Below are 17,040 nucleotides of genomic sequence, written 5' to 3' on the forward strand. Positions count from 1 at the left end.
GCAGAGTTTTCAGAAAAGAGGTATACTTTAGGCAGTGAGAATGTTGCTGAAGATGGAAAACAGCAGCAAAAAGATACACAACGCATTACAGGAGGATTTGCAAATGGTCGAGGCAACGAGCTGTGGCGGAGTGGTAATATATCGGGGAAAAATCCTGACTTTATACAAAAGCTATAAAAACAGGTATGAAGGATGGGTTCTGCCAAAGGGAACTGTGGAAGAAGGAGAGGAATATCATGAGACGGCTCTCCGTGAGGTAAAAGAAGAAGCAGGAGTACAGGCTTCCATTATCAAATATGTGGGAAAAAGTCAGTACAGCTTCAATATTCAGAATGATGTGGTGGAAAAAGATGTACACTGGTTTTTGATGTCAGCGAACAGCTATCACAGCAGACCACAACGGGAAGAGTATTTTGTGGATTCCGGATATTACAAATTTCACGAGGCTTACCATCTGCTGAAATTTTCCAATGAACGTCAGATTCTGGAGATGGCGTACAACGAGTATTTGGATTTGCGAAAATCTAATCTCTGGGGAAACCGCAAGTATTTTTAAAATAAATACATGTTGAAAAATGGGGAGGGATAAAAGATCTCTCCCTTTTCCGCATAAGAAAGGGGTGTTTTTGAAAACAGGATGCTGAACTGGTCGAAGAACTTATACTATGGAGAGCAGGCAAAGAAAAAAGCAACCAGGATCCGCTGGCGTGTGGAACATCGAAGACCCCAGTATGAGGTGTACCTGATCACTCTGGCACAGAATCCGGAGAATCAGCTGGAAATTATAGGAGCCAACCAAATGTTGCAGAAAACCGTGTATCGAAGATGTCCGGAGATTATCGGAATTGCATGCGGCTATGGAGAAGCACTGGAACTGGTCCGGCAGCTTGCCGAGGCTACATATAAAATGCAGAAAAACGGAGACATCCGCCGTTATCTCGGCAGACAACAGGAGGATGAATCATGTATGTAATACTGACAATTTTAAAAATTCTGGGAATCATCCTGCTGGTGTTACTGGTTATTGTGTTTTCGGTGCTGTTTGTTCCGGTAAGATACCGTCTGGAGGGAGAAAAATCATCTCCGGGATGGAGCGAAGCAAATGGAAAAGTGAAGGTTTCATGGTTACTGCATCTGATTCATCTGCGAATACAGTACCAGGAGAAAGAACTGGACTGGGAGTGCTATCTTTTTGGGGTACCACTGAAAAAAGCCGGAGCGGCTGTCAGAGAGTGGAAAAAGAAGAGAAGAAAGAAAAAGGTACAGGAGCAGAAAGAACGGAGAAAAAAAGCAGTACAGCAGAAGAATGAACCGGAAAAAAGAACAGCTGCGAAGAAAAAAGGGCAGGAAAAACCGTTACAGATAGAAGAAAAGACACGAACGGCTGCGAAAGAGCAAAAATCGACAGAAAAACAGACGAACCCAGAGAAATCGAAGACGGCTGCGCCGGAGGCGAAAAAGACAGAAATAGAGACAACAGAACGAAAACAGCAGGAAAAGGAAAAAGTCTCCGACAAACTGTCACGATTCTGGAACAGATGTAAAAAAATCGTCGGTTCGATTTTGGAATTTCCGGGAAAACTAAAGAAAAAGCTTACAAATATCAGGTTAACATTCCGGGGATTCTATGATAAAATAAAGCGATGGCGGACGCTGTGGAACGAAGAGAGTACGCTGGCTGCACTTCATTTTCTGACAGAAAAGGGAAGAAAACTGATCCGCCATGTTCTGCCACGAAAAATCAGAGGATCCATCACCTTCGGATGCGAAGATCCGGCACTGACCGGACAGATACTCGGTGCAGTGGCGATCGCCTATCCGCTGTACGGAAAAGGCGTGGCAGTGTATCCAAGATTTGAGGAAAAGATTCTGGAGGGACAGCTTCAGATGAAAGGACGGATCGTGGTAGCCTGTCTGCTGTGGCAGGCATGGAAGATCTATCGCAACCCGGATGTACGAAAGACTTTGAAAAAGATCAGATAAAAGGAGGTTTTTGCTATGGCAGAAAACAGTTTTCAGAATACAGTAGAAGCACTTTTTAAAGGAATGGACAGCTTTATCACCACTAAAACCGTTGTCGGTGATGCGATTACCGTAGGAGATACTATTATCTTACCTCTGGTAGATGTATCTTTCGGCGTGGGAGCCGGAGCATTTGCAGAAGGCAATAAAAACAACGGAGCAGGCGGTATGGGTGGAAAAATTTCCCCGTCAGCTGTTCTGGTGATCAATAAAAACGGAACGAAGTTGGTAAATGTAAAGAATCAGGATGCAATCACCAAGATCCTCGACATGGTTCCGGATCTGGCAGATAAATTTACAGGAAAAGACAAGGACGATGCGAATACCGCCGACGATATCGAGCATATACTGAATCAAGAGGAGAAAAAGCAGGGTGAGTAATCACGAGAGTCCTGGGGTTTGTACTTTTTTGGATCGGTGTGGGTATGCTGATCCAGCTGCTGATTCCCACCTGTGTGTGGACGGTATTGATTGCAGCAGCCCTGATGATCATCGGATATAATTTATTTTGCAGTTGTTAAGAGGGTGTCCCGCTGCGCAAGATGGCGGGACACTTTTTATATCTTTAATACCGGATTGTTCCGTACTTCGTACTTCCACAATCCTCAAAAACATGAGTAATCCGTTCATTTTTCTTCGAAAAATAGCTACTTACTCATGTTTTTGGCGGGTCCCAAGTTCAGAAATCTTCCTGCAAGCAAGATTGCGTAAGAATTCCGACCTTTTGACTCTGGTATCATAACAAAGAACAGGAGAATAACATTTATGAGTATATTAAACGTAGAACACCTGTCCCACGGATTCGGTGACAGAGCCATTTTTCAGGATGTATCCTTTCGGTTATTAAAGGGGGAACACATCGGACTGGTAGGGGCCAATGGAGAAGGAAAATCCACATTTTTTAAGATCGTCACTGACCGGATGATGCCGGACGAAGGGAAGATCGAGTGGGCGAAAAATGTGCGTGTGGGTTATCTGGATCAGCACGCGGAACTGAAAAAGGGAATGACCATCCGGGAGGTGCTGTCTTCTGCATTTTCCTGGCTGTATGAAATGGAAGAAAAGATGAATACCATCTGTGATCAGATGGGAGAGGCTTCCCCGGAAGAGATGGAACAAATGATGGAAGAACTGGGAACGATCCAGGATCTTCTGACAATGCATGATTTTTATATTATTGATGCGAAAGTAGAAGAAGTGGCCCGGGCGCTGGGACTTCTGGAGCTGGGGTTGGAAAGTGATGTGACGGAACTGTCCGGCGGACAGCGTACCAAGATCCTTCTCGGAAAATTACTGCTGGAAAAACCGGATATCCTGCTTTTGGATGAGCCGACCAACTATCTGGATGTGCAGCATATCGAATGGCTGAAGCGGTATCTGAATGAGTATGAGAATGCATTTATCCTGATTTCCCATGATATTCCATTTTTAAACAGTGTGGTTAATATCATATATCATATGGAAAGCCAGAAGCTGGATCGTTATGTGGGAGATTATCATCACTTTGAAGAAGTATATGCTGTGAAAAAGGCTCAGCTGGAGGCAGCTTATAAGAGACAGCAGCAGGAAATCAGTGAACTGAAAGACTTTGTGGCAAGAAATAAAGCCAGAGTTTCCACACGAAACATGGCGATGTCCCGTCAGAAAAAGCTGGATAAGATGGAAAAGATCGAACTGATGCAGGAACGTCCGAAACCACAGTTTCTGTTTAAAGAAGCAAGAACTGCCGGAAAACAGCTGTTTTGTACGAAAGACCTGGTGATCGGATACGACGAACCGTTATCTTCTCCACTGAATCTGGAGATGGAGCGGGGAGAAAAGGTGGTACTGACCGGAGCCAACGGTATCGGTAAGACGACCCTGTTAAAAAGCATTCTGGGAATGATCAAACCGTTGGATGGGTTTGCCCAGCTGGGAGATTACCTGTATATTGGCTATTTTGAGCAGGAATCTTCCCAGGACAACACGAAAACCTGTATCGAAGAGATCTGGGAAGAATTCCCTTCTTACACCCAGTACGAAGTTCGTTCAGCCCTGGCAAAATGTGGCCTGACCACCAAACATATCGAGAGCCAGGTACGTGTCTTAAGTGGAGGAGAACAGGCGAAAGTGCGGTTGTGTAAACTTATTAACCGGGAGACGAACCTGTTGGTTCTTGATGAGCCGACCAATCATCTGGATGCGGACGCAAAGGCAGAATTAAAACGTGCGCTGAAAGACTACAAAGGAAGTATCCTGATGGTCTGCCACGAACCGGAATTCTATGAAGGACTGGCTACCGGTGTATGGGACTGTTCTGCATGGTCCACAAAACGGGGATAAGACATTATACAAACTGAATACATAATAAAAATCTCTCTGAAAAATTGGTCGACAGGATCAAGAGACAACAGGGAATACAGTAAAAAAGAAGCGGTATGCAATGGTAGGAGTTTGCATATCGCTTCTTTTCAGCCACACTCTAGCAGACTTCGGTGACGTGACGGATCAGCATATCCTGTATTGCAGGGTATTCACCGAGTCCTTTCATACGACATTCCACATCGTATCCTGCTGCCCGGAACTGATTTTTCCAGGAATCCTCGTCATCGCCGGACATATCGTTTCGTGCATGATCGCCCGCTACGATCATGAAAGGTGCGAGGATCACTTTTTTTGCTTCCTGTTCTTTTACCATACGGGTTACATTTTCCAGTGTCGGATAGCCTTCTACGGTAGCCAGATGAATATTGGAAAATCCAAGATCTTTAAAACGATAATCAAGTGCTGCGTAGACATCATTGGCATAGTGGCTGGTTCCATGTCCCATAAGGATCAGTGCACAGTCTGCCGGGAGATTGGAGAACTCCTGGCAGATGGCATTGACGATCTCCACATGATCCTGCTGCGTGGTAAGAAGCGGATCACCAAAAGTGATGCGTTCAAAATGATTTTTAAACGCAAGAGCATCTTCTTTCATCAGATCATTTTCAATACCATTGATCACATGGGTAGGCTGTACGATCACTTCTGTGATGCCGTCTGTGATCATCTGTTCCATGGCTTCGGTTACGTTGTTGATCCGGATATTGTCCCGTTCCAGAAGTTTTGCCATGATCATTTTACTGGTCCAGGCACGGTAAATCTTATAATCAGAGAAATGTTCTCCGATGCGCTGTTCAATCACATCGATGGTCTTTTTGCAGGTATCCGGAAAACTGGTACCGAAACTGACCACCAGAATCGCTTTTCTTGTTTTAGACATAAGGTTTTGTTCCTTTCATCAATAGTGATAATTCCTCTCTATGTAGTGTACCTTTATTAATCACTTTTTGTCAATTGTCTGTAGAAAAAACCGTGTAACTATTTTCTAAAAGCGAAAGATGTGGTATGATAACTCGTAATGCATTTTGCCCTGTAACTGTAAGAAAACTGAACAGTTGCGATAAAATGCTGCCAGGGAGGAACAAAAAATGAGTATATCGATGATCGGAATCGATTATAATAAAGCAAATGTAGATATCCGTGCCATGTTTTCCTTTACAAAGAAAAATGCAACAGCGGCGATGGAACGGCTGAACAAAATCCCGGGAATCCAGGGATGCGTGATTCTGTCCACCTGTAACCGGATGGAGCTTTGGGCAAGCACGAAAGCAGACTGGGGCGGAACACTGTTAGAAGAACTATGTAAGATTAAAGAAGTGGATCCAACCCAGTACGGGGAATATTTTGTGGAGCGAAACGAGGAAGAAGCCGTGGACCATCTGTTTCATCTGACCAGCGGGTTAAAATCCATGATCCTGGCGGAAGATCAGATCATCACACAGGTCAAGGATGCGCTGACGCTGGCGAGAGAGGCCTTTGTGACGGATAATGTACTGGAAGTGCTGTTTCGAAAAGCGGTGACGGCCGGAAAGAAAGTAAAGACGAATGTTATTTTCTCCAGAGCAAATCAGACCGCGATGGATCAGGCGATTGAGATGCTAAAAGAACGGAAATTCCCGCTTCCGGATGCCAGATGTATGGTTATCGGAAACGGAGAGATGGGAAAACTGGCGGCGCAGTCTCTGAAACGAACTGGTGCGGATGTGACGGTTACCGTCCGGCAGTACCGAAGCGGTGTGGTGACAATCCCAATGGGATGTTCCAGAATCAATTATGGAGAACGTCTCAATTTTCTTCCGGGCTGTGATCTGGTGGTCAGTGCCACAGCAAGCCCGAATTATACATTGACAAAAGAACAGGTAGAAAAGCTGTCACTGAAAAAACAGATTGTTTTTATTGATCTTGCCGTTCCACGGGACATGGAGCCGGGACTCAGTGAGATCGAAGGCGTGGAACTGTATACCATCGATGATTTCAAACTGAGCGGACCGAGTGCGGCAACGATACAGTCGATGGAACAGGCAGAAGCCATCATTCAGGAAGAAATTGATGATTTTTATGTCTGGTATCAGGGACGGGCACTGATTCCGCGGATTCAGGAGATCAAAGAGGACGCGGTGACGGATCTGAATCTCCGGTTACATAAGATTCTTGGCAAACTTCCGCTGAGCGAACAGGAGCGGAAAGACCTGGAAGCATCTATCGATACGGCAGCGGGAAAAGTAGTGACGAAGATGATCTTCGGGCTGAGGGATACCCTGGAGACGGATGCGTTTATAGATTGTGTGGAAGGACTGGAAAAAGTATATGAAGAATAGCGCTTTTTTTCCTTTATTTGTGGATATCAGTGAAAAAAAGATCGTGGTGATCGGCGGAGGAGCTATCGCCACAAGACGGGTAAAGACCTTACTTCCGTTTGAACCACAGATTGTCGTGGTGGCACCGGAAGTGACCGGAGAGCTGGAAGAGTTGAAAAAAGAAGAAAAAATTACGATTTTCCACAGAAAATATCAGAGAGAAGATATTTATGATGCCTGGATGGTGCTGGCTGCCACCAATGATCCCGAATTAAATAATGGAATCTACAGTGTGGCAAAGTGTCTGGGTGCTCTTGTGAATGTGGCAAGCAATCAGGGAAAATGTGATTTTCATTTTCCGGGAGTGATCCGGAAAGATCCCTATGTGATCGGCATCAATGGATCGGGTAAAGACCATAAAGGAACTGCCGAACTTCGAAAACAGATCGAGGCTATGGTAAACAATGCCATCTGCATCGGAAGCCGGGAGAGCCGTCTGGCGGTGATCCAGAGTGAGATGGTGATGGAATATCTGAAAAAAGAATGTCCGCAAAAAGAGATCCGTCTGCTTACGATGAAAACAACCGGCGATAAGATTCTGGACCGGACGCTGGATAAAGTGGGCGGAAAAGGACTGTTTGTAAAAGAACTGGATAAAGCACTGCTGGAGAGAAGAAGTGATTTGTCCGTACACAGTCTGAAAGATATGCCTATGGAAGTTCCGGAAGAACTGCCGATCGTGGCATTTTCAAAAAGGGAAGATCCCAGAGATGTGCTGGTGCTTCCGGAAGGTGCAGACAACCTGGATCTGTCGAAACCTATCGGATGTTCCAGTCAGAGGCGAATCCTGCAGCTGCAGCAGATGTACCCGGAAGCGACCTTTAAAAGTATCCGCGGAAATGTGCTGACCAGATTGAACAAACTGGATGGAGGAGAGTACAGCGGGCTGATCCTGGCAGCAGCAGGATTAAAACGACTGGGACTGGAAGAACGGATTTCCAGATATTATGAGCCGGATGAAGTGATTCCGGCAGCAGGACAGGGGATTCTTGCAGTTCAGGGACGACAGGGAGAAGATTATTCGTATATGGAGCGTTTTGCAGACAGAGAGGGAACGATTGCAGCACTTTGTGAGCGTGCCTTTGTCCGATATCTGGATGGCGGATGTTCCTCTCCGGTAGCGGCCCATGCGGTAATCGAAGGTGATGAGATTTTCCTGCGAGGGCTGTATTATCAGGAAAGTACCGGAAAGCATAAGATAGGAACGATGCGAGGCTCTTTGGAAGATCCGGAGACCCTGGGTGTGAATCTGGCAAAAAAACTGATCTGGGAGGTTGGAAAGAATGAGTAAACAGGGAAAAGTCTGGCTGGTAGGTGCAGGTCCGGGTGATGTGGGACTTTTTACCATCAAAGGAAAAGACATCCTTGCAAAAGCGGAAGTTGTGGTATATGACAGTCTGGTAGGTGACGGTGTGCTGACAATGGTACCGGAGAATGCGGAGAAGATCAACGTGGGCAAACGTGCCGGGCATCATACGATGAAGCAGGAAAATATTAATAAAGTTCTTCTGGAAAAAGCACAGGAAGGAAAAAGGGTGGTACGGCTGAAGGGTGGCGATCCGTTTCTCTTCGGACGTGGTGGAGAAGAACTGGAACTTCTGTGCGAACATAAAATTCCATATGAGGTTGTACCTGGTGTAACTTCCTGTATCGCGGTTCCGGCCTATAACGGAATTCCGGTCACACACAGGGATTTCAGTTCCTCTGTTCATGTGATCACCGGTCACAAACGGGCAGGAGAAAGATATAACATTGATTTTGAAGCCCTGGTCAGGACAAAAGGAACGCTGGTATTCCTGATGGGAATCACGGCGATGGAAGATATCTGTAAAGGGCTTCTTGAAGCCGGTATGGATCCGGAGACACCTGCGGCTGTTTTACAACAGGGAACTATCGCGGGGCAGAAAAGAGTAGTGGCTACGGTGAATACATTAAAACAGGCCTCCAATGCGGCGAAGATCCAGACACCGGCAATTATTGTGGTCGGACAGGTCTGTCAGGTGGCAGATACTTTTGGCTGGTATGAAAAACTGCCGCTTGCCGGTTATAAAGTTCTGGTAACCCGTCCGAAAGAACTGGTTTCCGGCATGGCAAAGAAACTGCGGGAACAGGGAGCCGAGGTGCTGGAACTTCCGGCGATCGGTGTGAAACCGGTGGAAGACAGAACAAATCTTTCCCGGGTATTTGAAAAACTTGACACTTATCAGTGGATTGCATTTACCAGCCCGAGCGGTGTAAGAATCTTCTTTGAACTGCTGATGGAAGCCGGAAAAGATATCCGCGCACTGGGACAGATAAAAATTGCCGCCATCGGAAGAGGAACAGAAAAAGCATTAAAGAAACATAATCTGTATCCTGATCTGATGCCGGAAGTCTTCGACGGGGCATCTCTGGGAGAAAAAATGGCAAAAGAATGTGAGCCGGGAGCGAAGATATTACTGGCAAGAGCGGCAATCGGCAATAAAGAAGTGATCGAAGAACTGGCAAAAAGAGAAGACCTTATAGTAGATGATGTGGCAATTTATGATACATTCTATGAAGATCAGGATCTGATCGATGAAAAAGGACAGTTTGAGAGAGGGAAGATCGACTGTGCCGTATTTACCAGTGCATCAACGGTAAAAGGCTTTGTAGCTGCCACAGAGGGACTGGATTATACGAAAGTTCTTGCAGCCTGTATCGGAAAACAGACACAGGAGGAAGCGTTACGATACGGAATGAAAACTGCAGTCGCAAAAGAAGCATCTATTGACAGTCTGGTGGAACTGGTAATAAAATTGAAAGGGCAGATATCCGGAAGTTACTGATATAACGAGGAGAATATCTGCAGGGAATTCACTCTGTAGCGAAAGCAGGAAAACAGCGGACGGCAGAGAGAATGAAACCAAGCTAAGATAGAAAGTGACAGAAGAAAAGAGGAAGAACAGTCATGGATATGATAAAGAGACCGAGAAGACTCCGCGGAGGAGAGACAATCAGAAAGATGGTACGGGAGACCCGGATGGACAAGTCTTCCCTGATTTATCCGATGTTTGTACAGGAAGGCACCGGAAGAGAAGATGAGATTCCGTCCATGCCGGGACAGTTCCGCTACACGCTGGATCGTCTGCCATATGAACTGGAACGCCTGGCGAAAGCAGGTGTGGGAAGTGTGATGCTTTTTGGTATCCCGGATCACAAAGATGAGATTGCCAGTCAGGCGTATGCCCAGGATGGCATCGTACAGCGGGCGCTTCAGGTGGGAAAAGAAAAATTCCCGGAGCTGTATTATATTACCGATGTGTGTTTGTGTGAATATACCAGTCATGGGCACTGTGGCATGCTTTGCGGGCATGAAGTGGAAAACGACAGCACTCTGGATCTGCTGGCCAAGACAGCTCTTTCCCATGTACAGGCAGGTGCGGACATGGTGGCACCTTCTGATATGATGGATGGCCGTGTTCTGGCGATCCGCAGGATGTTAGATAAAAACGGTCACAAAGAGATCCCGATCATGTCCTATGCAGTAAAATACGCATCTGCGTTCTACGGACCGTTCCGTGAAGCGGCAGATTCTGCTCCGGCATTCGGAGACAGAAAAAGTTACCAGATGGATCCGCACAACAGCCGGGAAGGTGTGAAAGAAGCTCTTCTTGATGTGGATGAAGGAGCCGACATCATCATGGTAAAGCCGGCACTTTCCTATCTGGATATGATCACAAAAGTAAAAGAAGTGACCAATGTTCCGGTAGCAGCCTACAGTGTCAGCGGAGAATACGCGATGGTGAAAGCAGCGGCACAGAAAGGCTGGATCGATGAAGAGAGAATCATGTGCGAGATGGCAGTGAGCACCTATCGTGCCGGCGCACAGATTTATCTGACGTATTATGCAAAAGAACTGGCAAAATGTATGGACGAAGGGAGAATCGGATAATGAGCAGATCAGATGAATTATTTGAAAGAGCAGTGAAGGTTATCCCGGGAGGTGTCAACAGCCCGGTACGTGCCTATGGTTCTGTAGGGATGACTCCAAGATTTATCGAGGGTGCATCAGGCCCATATGTAGTGGATGCAGACAGCAAAAAATATATTGATTATATCAGTTCCTGGGGACCGATGATTCTCGGACACAACAATCAGGAAGTTCTGAACGCCGTGATCCGGAAAGCAGAGAGCGGTCTGAGTTTCGGTGCGGCTACCGAGATCGAGGTGGAGATGGCGGAATTTATCTGTGAAAATATTCCGTCCATCGAGATGATCCGAATGGTCAATTCCGGAACAGAAGCCGTGATGAGTGCGATCCGTGCCGCCAGAGGCTATACAGGAAGAAATAAAATCGTCAAATTCGCCGGATGCTATCACGGACATTCCGATGCTCTGTTAGTAAAAGCAGGATCCGGTGTGATGACGGCAGGAATCCCGGACAGTGCCGGCGTACCGGCGGGAGCAACCCAGGATACCCTGACGGCTGTATACAACAACCTCGAAAGCGTTAAGATGCTGTTTGAAGAAAACGAAGGACAGATCGCAGCCGTGATCGTGGAACCGGTCGCAGCTAATATGGGTGTGGTACTTCCAAAGGAAGGCTTCTTAAAAGGTCTTCGTGAACTCTGTACGAATCATGGTGCAGTTCTGATCTTTGATGAGGTAATTACAGGTTTCCGTCTGGCATTCGGTGGTGCGCAGGAGCGGTTCGGAATCGAGGCGGATCTGGTGACTTACGGAAAAATCATCGGTGCCGGTATGCCGGTAGGTGCTTTTGGCGGAAAACGGGAGATCATGGAAGTGATCGCACCGGTAGGCCATGTATATCAGGCAGGAACTCTGAGCGGTAATCCGGTAGCTATGGCCGCAGGTCTGACACAGCTGAAAATCCTGAAAAATCATCCGGAAATCTATACTCATATGAGCCAGATGGGAGAAAAGCTGTATGAAGGTATGAAAGAACTGGTGAAAAAATACGGAAAACCATGGAAAGTCAACCATATCGAATCTCTGGGATGTATCTATTTCACCGATCAGGATGTGGAAAATTATGAAGACGCAAAAACTTCTGACACAGAGGAGTTTGCACGTTACTTCCACTATATGCTGGAACATGGTATCCATCTGGGACCGTCCCAGTTCGAGGCAATGTTCTTATCTAATGCCCATACCGAAGAGACAACCAAAGAGACACTGGAAATCTTTGAGGGATTCCTGAAACAGGAGTAAGTAGAGGAAACCGTTCAGGGCCTGCAACTGCGAAGGCACGAAACGGTTAATCAAAGAGGATATCAAATAAATGAAAAGTGAATGGATGATAACCCTGCTCACGGCAGGGGGCATCCTGATCCTGTGCGCTGCCATGATCATCTGGGATAAGATCCGGCAGCGCAAATGGTTTCTGCGGCATCTGAAACAGCGGTGGGGAACCGTACCGGATCGGGAATATACCCAGGAGGAATTGGAAAGCATCTCCCATTATGCGAAACGGAATGAGGGAGAGCAGTTTATGATCGATGATATCACCTGGAACGATCTGCAGATGGATGAAATTTTTATACGTATAAACAATACACTTTCTTCCTGCGGCGAAGATGTACTTTACCAGATATTGCGCCAGCCGCAGATGGATCGAAACGTGTTGGATGAAAGAGAACGGCTGATTGCATATTTTCAGACCCATGAAGAAGAACGGATTCAGGTGCTGACACGGGTAAATGAGGTCAAAAAGATCTGGAAAATGTCTATTGCGGATTATATCGATGCATTGAAAGACGTGGATCGCAGAGGAAGAGGAAAATACCCTCTGCTGGCAGGACTTTCGGCAGCGGCAATTGTCGCTACGCTGATCCGCCCGATCCCGTGTATGTTTCTGTTGCTTCTGATGCTCTGCGTCAGTGCGGTGGTTCATACACGGGATTCCAAAAGGATTGAACCGTATCTGAACTGCTTTGTCTGTATCCTTCGTCTTCTGCGGGCAGCGGATCAGTTTGAAAAACTGGACAATCCGGTGATTCAGACCTATCTTGACCGGATCCGGACAGGCAGAAAGAAAATGAAAAGTTTCCGCCGGGGTGCTTTTCTGGTGGCTTCGACGAATTCTGTACAGGACGGTCTGGAAGCAATCATTGTCTCCTATCTTCGCATTATCTTTCAGGTGGATTTTATCAAGTTTTATTCGATGCTGAAACATGTAGAAGGGAATGAATCCACCATCGAAGATATGTATCAGGCGATGGGAGAGTTAGATGCTTTGATTGCGGTTGCTTCGTTCCGGGAGAGTCTGCCTTATTACAGTCAACCCGAATTCGCGGAAGTGAATGACCGGGAGGGTGCATCTTTGAAAGTGGAGAAACTGTATCATCCGCTGATCGGCGATCCGGTTGCAAACAGCATACAGATGCAGAGGGGAGTGCTGATCACCGGATCCAATGCTTCCGGAAAATCTACATTTTTAAAAACCATTGCGATCAATACCATTCTGGCTCAGACCGTACACACCTGTATTGCAAAGGATTACTGTGGAAGTTTTATGAAGATCCTTACTTCTATGGCATTGCGGGACAATCTGGCAGGTGGCGAGAGCTACTATATGGTAGAGATCCGTTCCCTGAAACGAATTCTGGAAGAGTGTGAGAAACCGGAACCGGTGCTTTGTATCGTGGATGAGGTTCTTCGCGGAACCAACACCATCGAGCGAATCGCCGCATCCTCACAGATCCTGCATTCTCTGGCAAAACCGAAAGTTCTTGCCATGGCGGCAACGCACGATATCGAACTGTCCTATGTCCTGGAAAAAGAGTATGATAACTATCACTTTGAGGAAGAGATTCAGGAAAATGATGTGGTATTTGACTATAAACTCCGCACCGGCAGAGCCATGACGAGAAATGCGATCCGCCTGCTTGCTATGATCGGTTATGATCCGAAGATTATCGAGGCGGCACAGGAGAGCGCGAAACACTTTGAAGAAACCGGTGTGTGGAAATAAAAGGAGAACTGTTATGTTAGTGAAAATCTATACCGACGGCGCAGCCAGAGGTAACCCGGACGGACCGGGAGGATATGGCTGTGTCCTGCATTATACTGATCGAAATGGAAATCTTCACGAGAAAGAACTTTCCGCAGGATATAAAAAGACGACAAATAACCGGATGGAGCTGATGGCAGCGATCGTGGGTCTGGAAGCCCTGAACCGTCCCTGCCAGATTCAGTTATATTCCGATTCCAAGTATCTGGTAGATGCCTTCAACCAGCATTGGATCGATGGCTGGATCAAAAAAGGATGGAAGCGTGGAAAGAATGAGCCGGTAAAAAATGTGGATCTGTGGAAACGTCTGTTACAGGCGAAAGAACCACACCAGGTGGAATTTATCTGGGTGAAAGGTCATGACGGCCATGAGATGAACGAGCGGTGCGATTATCTGGCAACCTCTGCGGCGGATGGAGACAATCTGTTGGTGGACCCGGGGATTGCATAAAGAAAAAGAACATGTATTTTAATTATATTAATAGTTAAAATACATGTTCTTTTTGTATATAAAAGCCTTTTTCAGACATGCTCTAGCAGTATCAACCGGGAAGATCTCCACGGATCCGGTAGCGGTAATCGCTTGGTGTGATTCCCATGATACGGTGAAAGATTTCCGTATAATAGCTGGCACCGGAGAACCCAACCTGTAAAGCGATCTCTGTGATGGTATACGAGGTATTGACAAGCAAAGGAATACTCTGTTCGATACGGTAAGTCATCAGATAATTCATCGGTGTCTGGTGGAGAAGACGTTTGCAGAGTCTTTCACACTCCCCGGGACTTACAGAGACTGCATCTGCAAGATCCTTCAAAGATATTTTACCGGTATAATGAGAGTGAATATAAGTAAGAAACGTATCCAGTGTTTTTCTGTCTCTGGATATTTTTTTGGCGGGAGCGATCGTAAAGCCAGGTCGCTGACTCATTTTCCAGAGAAGTCCCCAGGTGGTGGAAAGATGGGAGAGAATCTGCAATTCCCAGGTTTCCGGTTGTTCCTGATGAAGAATTCCACACTTGTAAAGAATATCCAGAAGTATCTGCTGTTCAGGATCTTCCGGACGTATATAAAGTGCAGGAGTTGCCGGATTACCGAGCAGAGGTTTTACGTATTTTCGGAAAAGAATATTGGACTCGGTACCGTAGATAAAAGCTGGGTGAAAGATAATGGTATGAGATACTGCTGTTTCACTTCCCACAGGATGACAATCGTGCAGCTGTTTGGCATTGATCCAGAGCACCTCTCCGGGGTGGAGCACATATTCAGTTAATTCAACCTGAATCCGTACAGATCCCTGAAGCTGATAGTGAAATTCCACTTCCGGATGCCAGTGCATGGGAACATACAGGGTATGTTCCCCGCTTTCCGACACTGGAAAATAATCCATGTGGATATCAACCGGAAAATCATGGCTGCCATGAAGCTGATTTTCTTTCAGATTTTTCTGGGTGGAAATGACAGGACAGTTTGTTGACATAAGCGGTACCTCGGATTATGTTGATTTTGTTATAGAAATTGCAGATATTGTGATAGCTGAATTCCTGTGAAATTATTATACTGTCTTTTGTGTTAAAACACAAGAAAGGAAGTTCAGAATGATTTTGTTATAAAAAACAGATGAAAATCTGATTTTCAGGAGAGAGGAAGAGAAGGAGGATCTTTTATTATGGGAACAAAAAAGAATAATCTGGGGGTTCGTATCGCGATGGCGGTAATCGGAATAGCACTGACTGCTGTTTCTGTGGGGCTTCAAAAGATTTCGGGACTTGGAGTGGATCCGTTTAGTGTTATTATTTTCGGTTTTTCCAATGCCTTTCATGCGACATATCAGACCGTATATATTGTGGTGTGTGCCGTTTTGCTGAGTATAGCATTTATTTTTAATAGAAAATTACTTGGAATTGCAACGGTTGTCAATCTGTTTTTCAGCGGATTTGTTACAGACGCCACCAGAAAAGCAGTTGTAAAAGTGGTGGGGGAACATCCCTCAATGGCAGTTCGTGTTATCTTATTGCTGATCGTTGTACTGTTGATTTCTATTTCTTCAGCTTTGTACTATTCTTCAGAACTTGGGGTATCTCCATACGATGCACAGGCACTGACAATTGCAGAGAAAACAAAATTTCCCTTCCGCGCAGTGAGAATCGGTACCGATGTGGTGTGCTGTGCTGTCGGGTTTGCTCTGGGAGGAGACCTGGGACTGGCTACTCTGGTGTATGCTTTTTGCATGGGACCATTTATCCAGTTTTGCAGGGAACATTTAACGGATAAGATGGCAGCAGGAGAACTGTTTCACAAATAAAGAATGAGAATAAGGGAAAATCCGCTGGTGTCCCAGCGGATTTTCTGTGAGCACGGAGTATATTTGAAATCATATTTTGAAAAACGGTGTGAGAGCAGACAGCACAGCATCCGGTGTATTTTTTCGTGAGTTTTTCCAACAATCACGGAATAATGATTGACAGTATGCACGCAGAATGATATACTCATTCTGTTAAAAAGATAACGGTAAAAATTACCGAATATCGACCACATAGAAAAGCGTAAGGTGTCGGATGACAGAAGATTTCTGTTAATCCGGTGAAAAGGGAAACAGGTGTGAATCCTGTACGAACTCGTCACCGTGATTCGCGAGGGAAGACAAAAACCACTGGGAAACCGGGAAGGTGTCAAACCGCTTGAGCGATCAGCCGGGAGACCTGCCTTTGCGCAGTACGGGAACGAAAGTTCAGGCCACGAGGAATTGGCAGTACGAAAGAAAAACCTGTTTGCTTGTATAAAAATGGTTTTTCCGGCACTTATGGTGAAAGAAACATCTATAACCGTTAAACGGTTCTGGTATCCCTGAAACTGATTCTGAAACTATAAGAAGAATTCCAAATGTAGTACCTACTACCTTCGTCTCCGGACGGAGGTTTTTTACGTTTCATGCGGGCAAGACCCCAGACAACCTTCTTCGGAGAGCCGTCCTGTACCACCGTGGTACACAATCTCAAAAGGACAAAGACAGGAGGAACCATGAGATGAAAAAGAAAATTGTAGTGCTGATGCTTTCAGCAGCTATGACCATGTCCATGATGACAGGATGTGGAAACACAGCAAAGGATGACAGTGCATCCACAACAACAGAAACAACACAGGATGCAGAAGCCACAGAAGAAGCAGAACCGACAGAAGAAGCCACCGAAGAAGCCGCAGATGACAGTGCATCTGACCAGGAGGCAGCAGATAAAGTAGCAGCCCTGATCGATCAGATCTATGTGCAGGAAAGAAACGACAACACTGACGAACAGTGTAAAGAA

At 46.0% G+C, this 17,040-nt stretch carries 15 protein-coding genes, 2 pseudogenes and 1 riboswitch; of the genes and pseudogenes, 15 read left to right on the forward strand and 2 right to left on the reverse strand.

Going from position 1 to position 17,040, the window contains the following annotated elements; all coding sequences use genetic code 11:
* Positions 1-103: 103 nt before the first annotated feature.
* The 5 genes from FYJ57_RS07995 to FYJ57_RS08015 all read left to right on the forward strand — a co-directional run bounded on the left by FYJ57_RS07995 (position 104) and on the right by FYJ57_RS08015 (position 4,344).
* Entirely contained in the window at positions 104-556 is a 453-nt protein-coding gene (locus tag FYJ57_RS07995; RefSeq protein ID WP_022173179.1) for an NUDIX hydrolase, read from the forward strand.
* Between the two features lie 81 nt (positions 557-637).
* Complete coding sequence (locus tag FYJ57_RS08000; protein WP_022173180.1) at positions 638-973, forward strand: hypothetical protein; 336 nt, start codon at positions 638-640, stop codon at positions 971-973.
* Positions 964-1,983, forward strand: coding sequence for a DUF2953 domain-containing protein (locus FYJ57_RS08005; RefSeq protein ID WP_154432281.1), 1,020 nt, complete (start codon positions 964-966; stop codon positions 1,981-1,983). Before FYJ57_RS08000 ends, FYJ57_RS08005 begins: the two co-directional genes overlap by 10 nt.
* A gap of 15 nt (positions 1,984-1,998) precedes the next feature.
* Positions 1,999-2,403, forward strand: coding sequence for a GerW family sporulation protein (locus tag FYJ57_RS08010; protein WP_022173182.1), 405 nt, complete (start codon positions 1,999-2,001; stop codon positions 2,401-2,403).
* 384 nt (positions 2,404-2,787) lie between these two features.
* Positions 2,788-4,344, forward strand: a complete 1,557-nt coding sequence (locus FYJ57_RS08015) for an ABC-F family ATP-binding cassette domain-containing protein (RefSeq protein WP_022173183.1) — start codon at positions 2,788-2,790, stop codon at positions 4,342-4,344.
* A 139-nt stretch (positions 4,345-4,483) separates the two neighbouring features.
* Here FYJ57_RS08015 and FYJ57_RS08020 read toward each other — a convergent pair whose 3' ends face one another.
* Positions 4,484-5,266, reverse strand: a complete 783-nt coding sequence (locus tag FYJ57_RS08020; protein ID WP_154432282.1) for a sirohydrochlorin cobaltochelatase — start codon at positions 5,264-5,266, stop codon at positions 4,484-4,486.
* 208 nt (positions 5,267-5,474) lie between these two features.
* On the opposite strand from FYJ57_RS08020, the gene hemA reads away from it, so the two are divergent.
* From hemA to rnhA, 8 genes and pseudogenes are all read left to right on the forward strand, one after another.
* The gene (gene hemA, locus FYJ57_RS08025; protein WP_154432283.1) at positions 5,475-6,704 is read left to right on the forward strand and encodes a glutamyl-tRNA reductase; all 1,230 of its coding nucleotides are present in this window, start codon (positions 5,475-5,477) and stop codon (positions 6,702-6,704) included.
* Positions 6,694-7,092, forward strand: a pseudogene (locus tag FYJ57_RS16255) (precorrin-2 dehydrogenase/sirohydrochlorin ferrochelatase family protein); the annotation flags it as partial. The gene hemA and the pseudogene FYJ57_RS16255, both read left to right, overlap by 11 nt.
* A gap of 45 nt (positions 7,093-7,137) precedes the next feature.
* Positions 7,138-8,034 (forward strand): hydroxymethylbilane synthase, encoded by an 897-nt coding sequence (gene hemC / locus FYJ57_RS08030; protein ID WP_235904503.1) that lies wholly within the window; start codon positions 7,138-7,140, stop codon positions 8,032-8,034.
* The gene (gene cobA, locus FYJ57_RS08035) at positions 8,027-9,550 is read left to right on the forward strand and encodes a uroporphyrinogen-III C-methyltransferase (RefSeq protein ID WP_154432285.1); all 1,524 of its coding nucleotides are present in this window, start codon (positions 8,027-8,029) and stop codon (positions 9,548-9,550) included. The genes hemC and cobA overlap by 8 nt, the downstream gene beginning before the upstream one ends.
* Before the next feature lie 122 nt (positions 9,551-9,672).
* On the forward strand, positions 9,673-10,656 hold the full coding sequence (gene hemB / locus FYJ57_RS08040) for a porphobilinogen synthase (RefSeq protein WP_178745794.1): 984 nt from the start codon (positions 9,673-9,675) through the stop codon (positions 10,654-10,656).
* Positions 10,656-11,936, forward strand: a complete 1,281-nt coding sequence (gene hemL, locus FYJ57_RS08045; protein WP_154432286.1) for a glutamate-1-semialdehyde 2,1-aminomutase — start codon at positions 10,656-10,658, stop codon at positions 11,934-11,936. Before hemB ends, hemL begins: the two co-directional genes overlap by 1 nt.
* Positions 11,937-12,006: 70 nt before the next feature.
* Positions 12,007-13,698, forward strand: coding sequence for a MutS-related protein (locus FYJ57_RS08050; protein ID WP_154432287.1), 1,692 nt, complete (start codon positions 12,007-12,009; stop codon positions 13,696-13,698).
* A gap of 13 nt (positions 13,699-13,711) precedes the next feature.
* Complete coding sequence (gene rnhA, locus FYJ57_RS08055) at positions 13,712-14,188, forward strand: ribonuclease HI (protein ID WP_022173191.1); 477 nt, start codon at positions 13,712-13,714, stop codon at positions 14,186-14,188.
* A gap of 91 nt (positions 14,189-14,279) precedes the next feature.
* Here the strand turns inward: rnhA and FYJ57_RS08060 are convergent, their stop codons facing one another.
* The gene (locus FYJ57_RS08060; protein ID WP_154432288.1) at positions 14,280-15,215 is read right to left on the reverse strand and encodes an AraC family transcriptional regulator; all 936 of its coding nucleotides are present in this window, start codon (positions 15,213-15,215) and stop codon (positions 14,280-14,282) included.
* Positions 15,216-15,404: 189 nt separating this feature from the next.
* Between FYJ57_RS08060 and FYJ57_RS08065 the strand changes: the two genes are divergently transcribed.
* Both FYJ57_RS08065 and FYJ57_RS08070 read left to right on the forward strand, forming a co-directional pair.
* Positions 15,405-16,040, forward strand: coding sequence for a YczE/YyaS/YitT family protein (locus FYJ57_RS08065; RefSeq protein WP_022173193.1), 636 nt, complete (start codon positions 15,405-15,407; stop codon positions 16,038-16,040).
* 227 nt (positions 16,041-16,267) lie between these two features.
* Positions 16,268-16,460, forward strand: a riboswitch (cobalamin riboswitch).
* A 301-nt stretch (positions 16,461-16,761) separates the two neighbouring features.
* Positions 16,762-17,040, forward strand: a pseudogene (locus FYJ57_RS08070) (sirohydrochlorin cobaltochelatase); the annotation flags it as partial.

This window comes from Oliverpabstia intestinalis, from assembly GCF_009696065.1.
GTDB lineage: Bacteria > Bacillota > Clostridia > Lachnospirales > Lachnospiraceae > Oliverpabstia > Oliverpabstia intestinalis.

Excerpts from the sequence above, each read along its gene's own strand:
- FYJ57_RS08000 (WP_022173180.1), top strand. The coding sequence starts at position 638 with ATGCTGAACTGGTCGAAGAACTTATACTATGGAGAGCAGGCAAAGAAA.
- hemC (WP_235904503.1), top strand. The coding sequence starts at position 7,138 with ATGGTAAACAATGCCATCTGCATCGGAAGCCGGGAGAGCCGTCTGGCG.
- FYJ57_RS08010 (WP_022173182.1), top strand. The coding sequence starts at position 1,999 with ATGGCAGAAAACAGTTTTCAGAATACAGTAGAAGCACTTTTTAAAGGA.
- FYJ57_RS08060 (WP_154432288.1), bottom strand. The coding sequence starts at position 15,215 with ATGTCAACAAACTGTCCTGTCATTTCCACCCAGAAAAATCTGAAAGAA.
- FYJ57_RS08015 (WP_022173183.1), top strand. The coding sequence starts at position 2,788 with ATGAGTATATTAAACGTAGAACACCTGTCCCACGGATTCGGTGACAGA.
- FYJ57_RS08020 (WP_154432282.1), bottom strand. The coding sequence starts at position 5,266 with ATGTCTAAAACAAGAAAAGCGATTCTGGTGGTCAGTTTCGGTACCAGT.
- cobA (WP_154432285.1), top strand. The coding sequence starts at position 8,027 with ATGAGTAAACAGGGAAAAGTCTGGCTGGTAGGTGCAGGTCCGGGTGAT.
- FYJ57_RS08065 (WP_022173193.1), top strand. The coding sequence starts at position 15,405 with ATGGGAACAAAAAAGAATAATCTGGGGGTTCGTATCGCGATGGCGGTA.
- FYJ57_RS08005 (WP_154432281.1), top strand. The coding sequence starts at position 964 with ATGTATGTAATACTGACAATTTTAAAAATTCTGGGAATCATCCTGCTG.
- hemB (WP_178745794.1), top strand. The coding sequence starts at position 9,673 with ATGGATATGATAAAGAGACCGAGAAGACTCCGCGGAGGAGAGACAATC.
- FYJ57_RS07995 (WP_022173179.1), top strand. The coding sequence starts at position 104 with ATGGTCGAGGCAACGAGCTGTGGCGGAGTGGTAATATATCGGGGAAAA.
- FYJ57_RS08050 (WP_154432287.1), top strand. The coding sequence starts at position 12,007 with ATGAAAAGTGAATGGATGATAACCCTGCTCACGGCAGGGGGCATCCTG.
- hemA (WP_154432283.1), top strand. The coding sequence starts at position 5,475 with ATGAGTATATCGATGATCGGAATCGATTATAATAAAGCAAATGTAGAT.
- hemL (WP_154432286.1), top strand. The coding sequence starts at position 10,656 with ATGAGCAGATCAGATGAATTATTTGAAAGAGCAGTGAAGGTTATCCCG.
- rnhA (WP_022173191.1), top strand. The coding sequence starts at position 13,712 with ATGTTAGTGAAAATCTATACCGACGGCGCAGCCAGAGGTAACCCGGAC.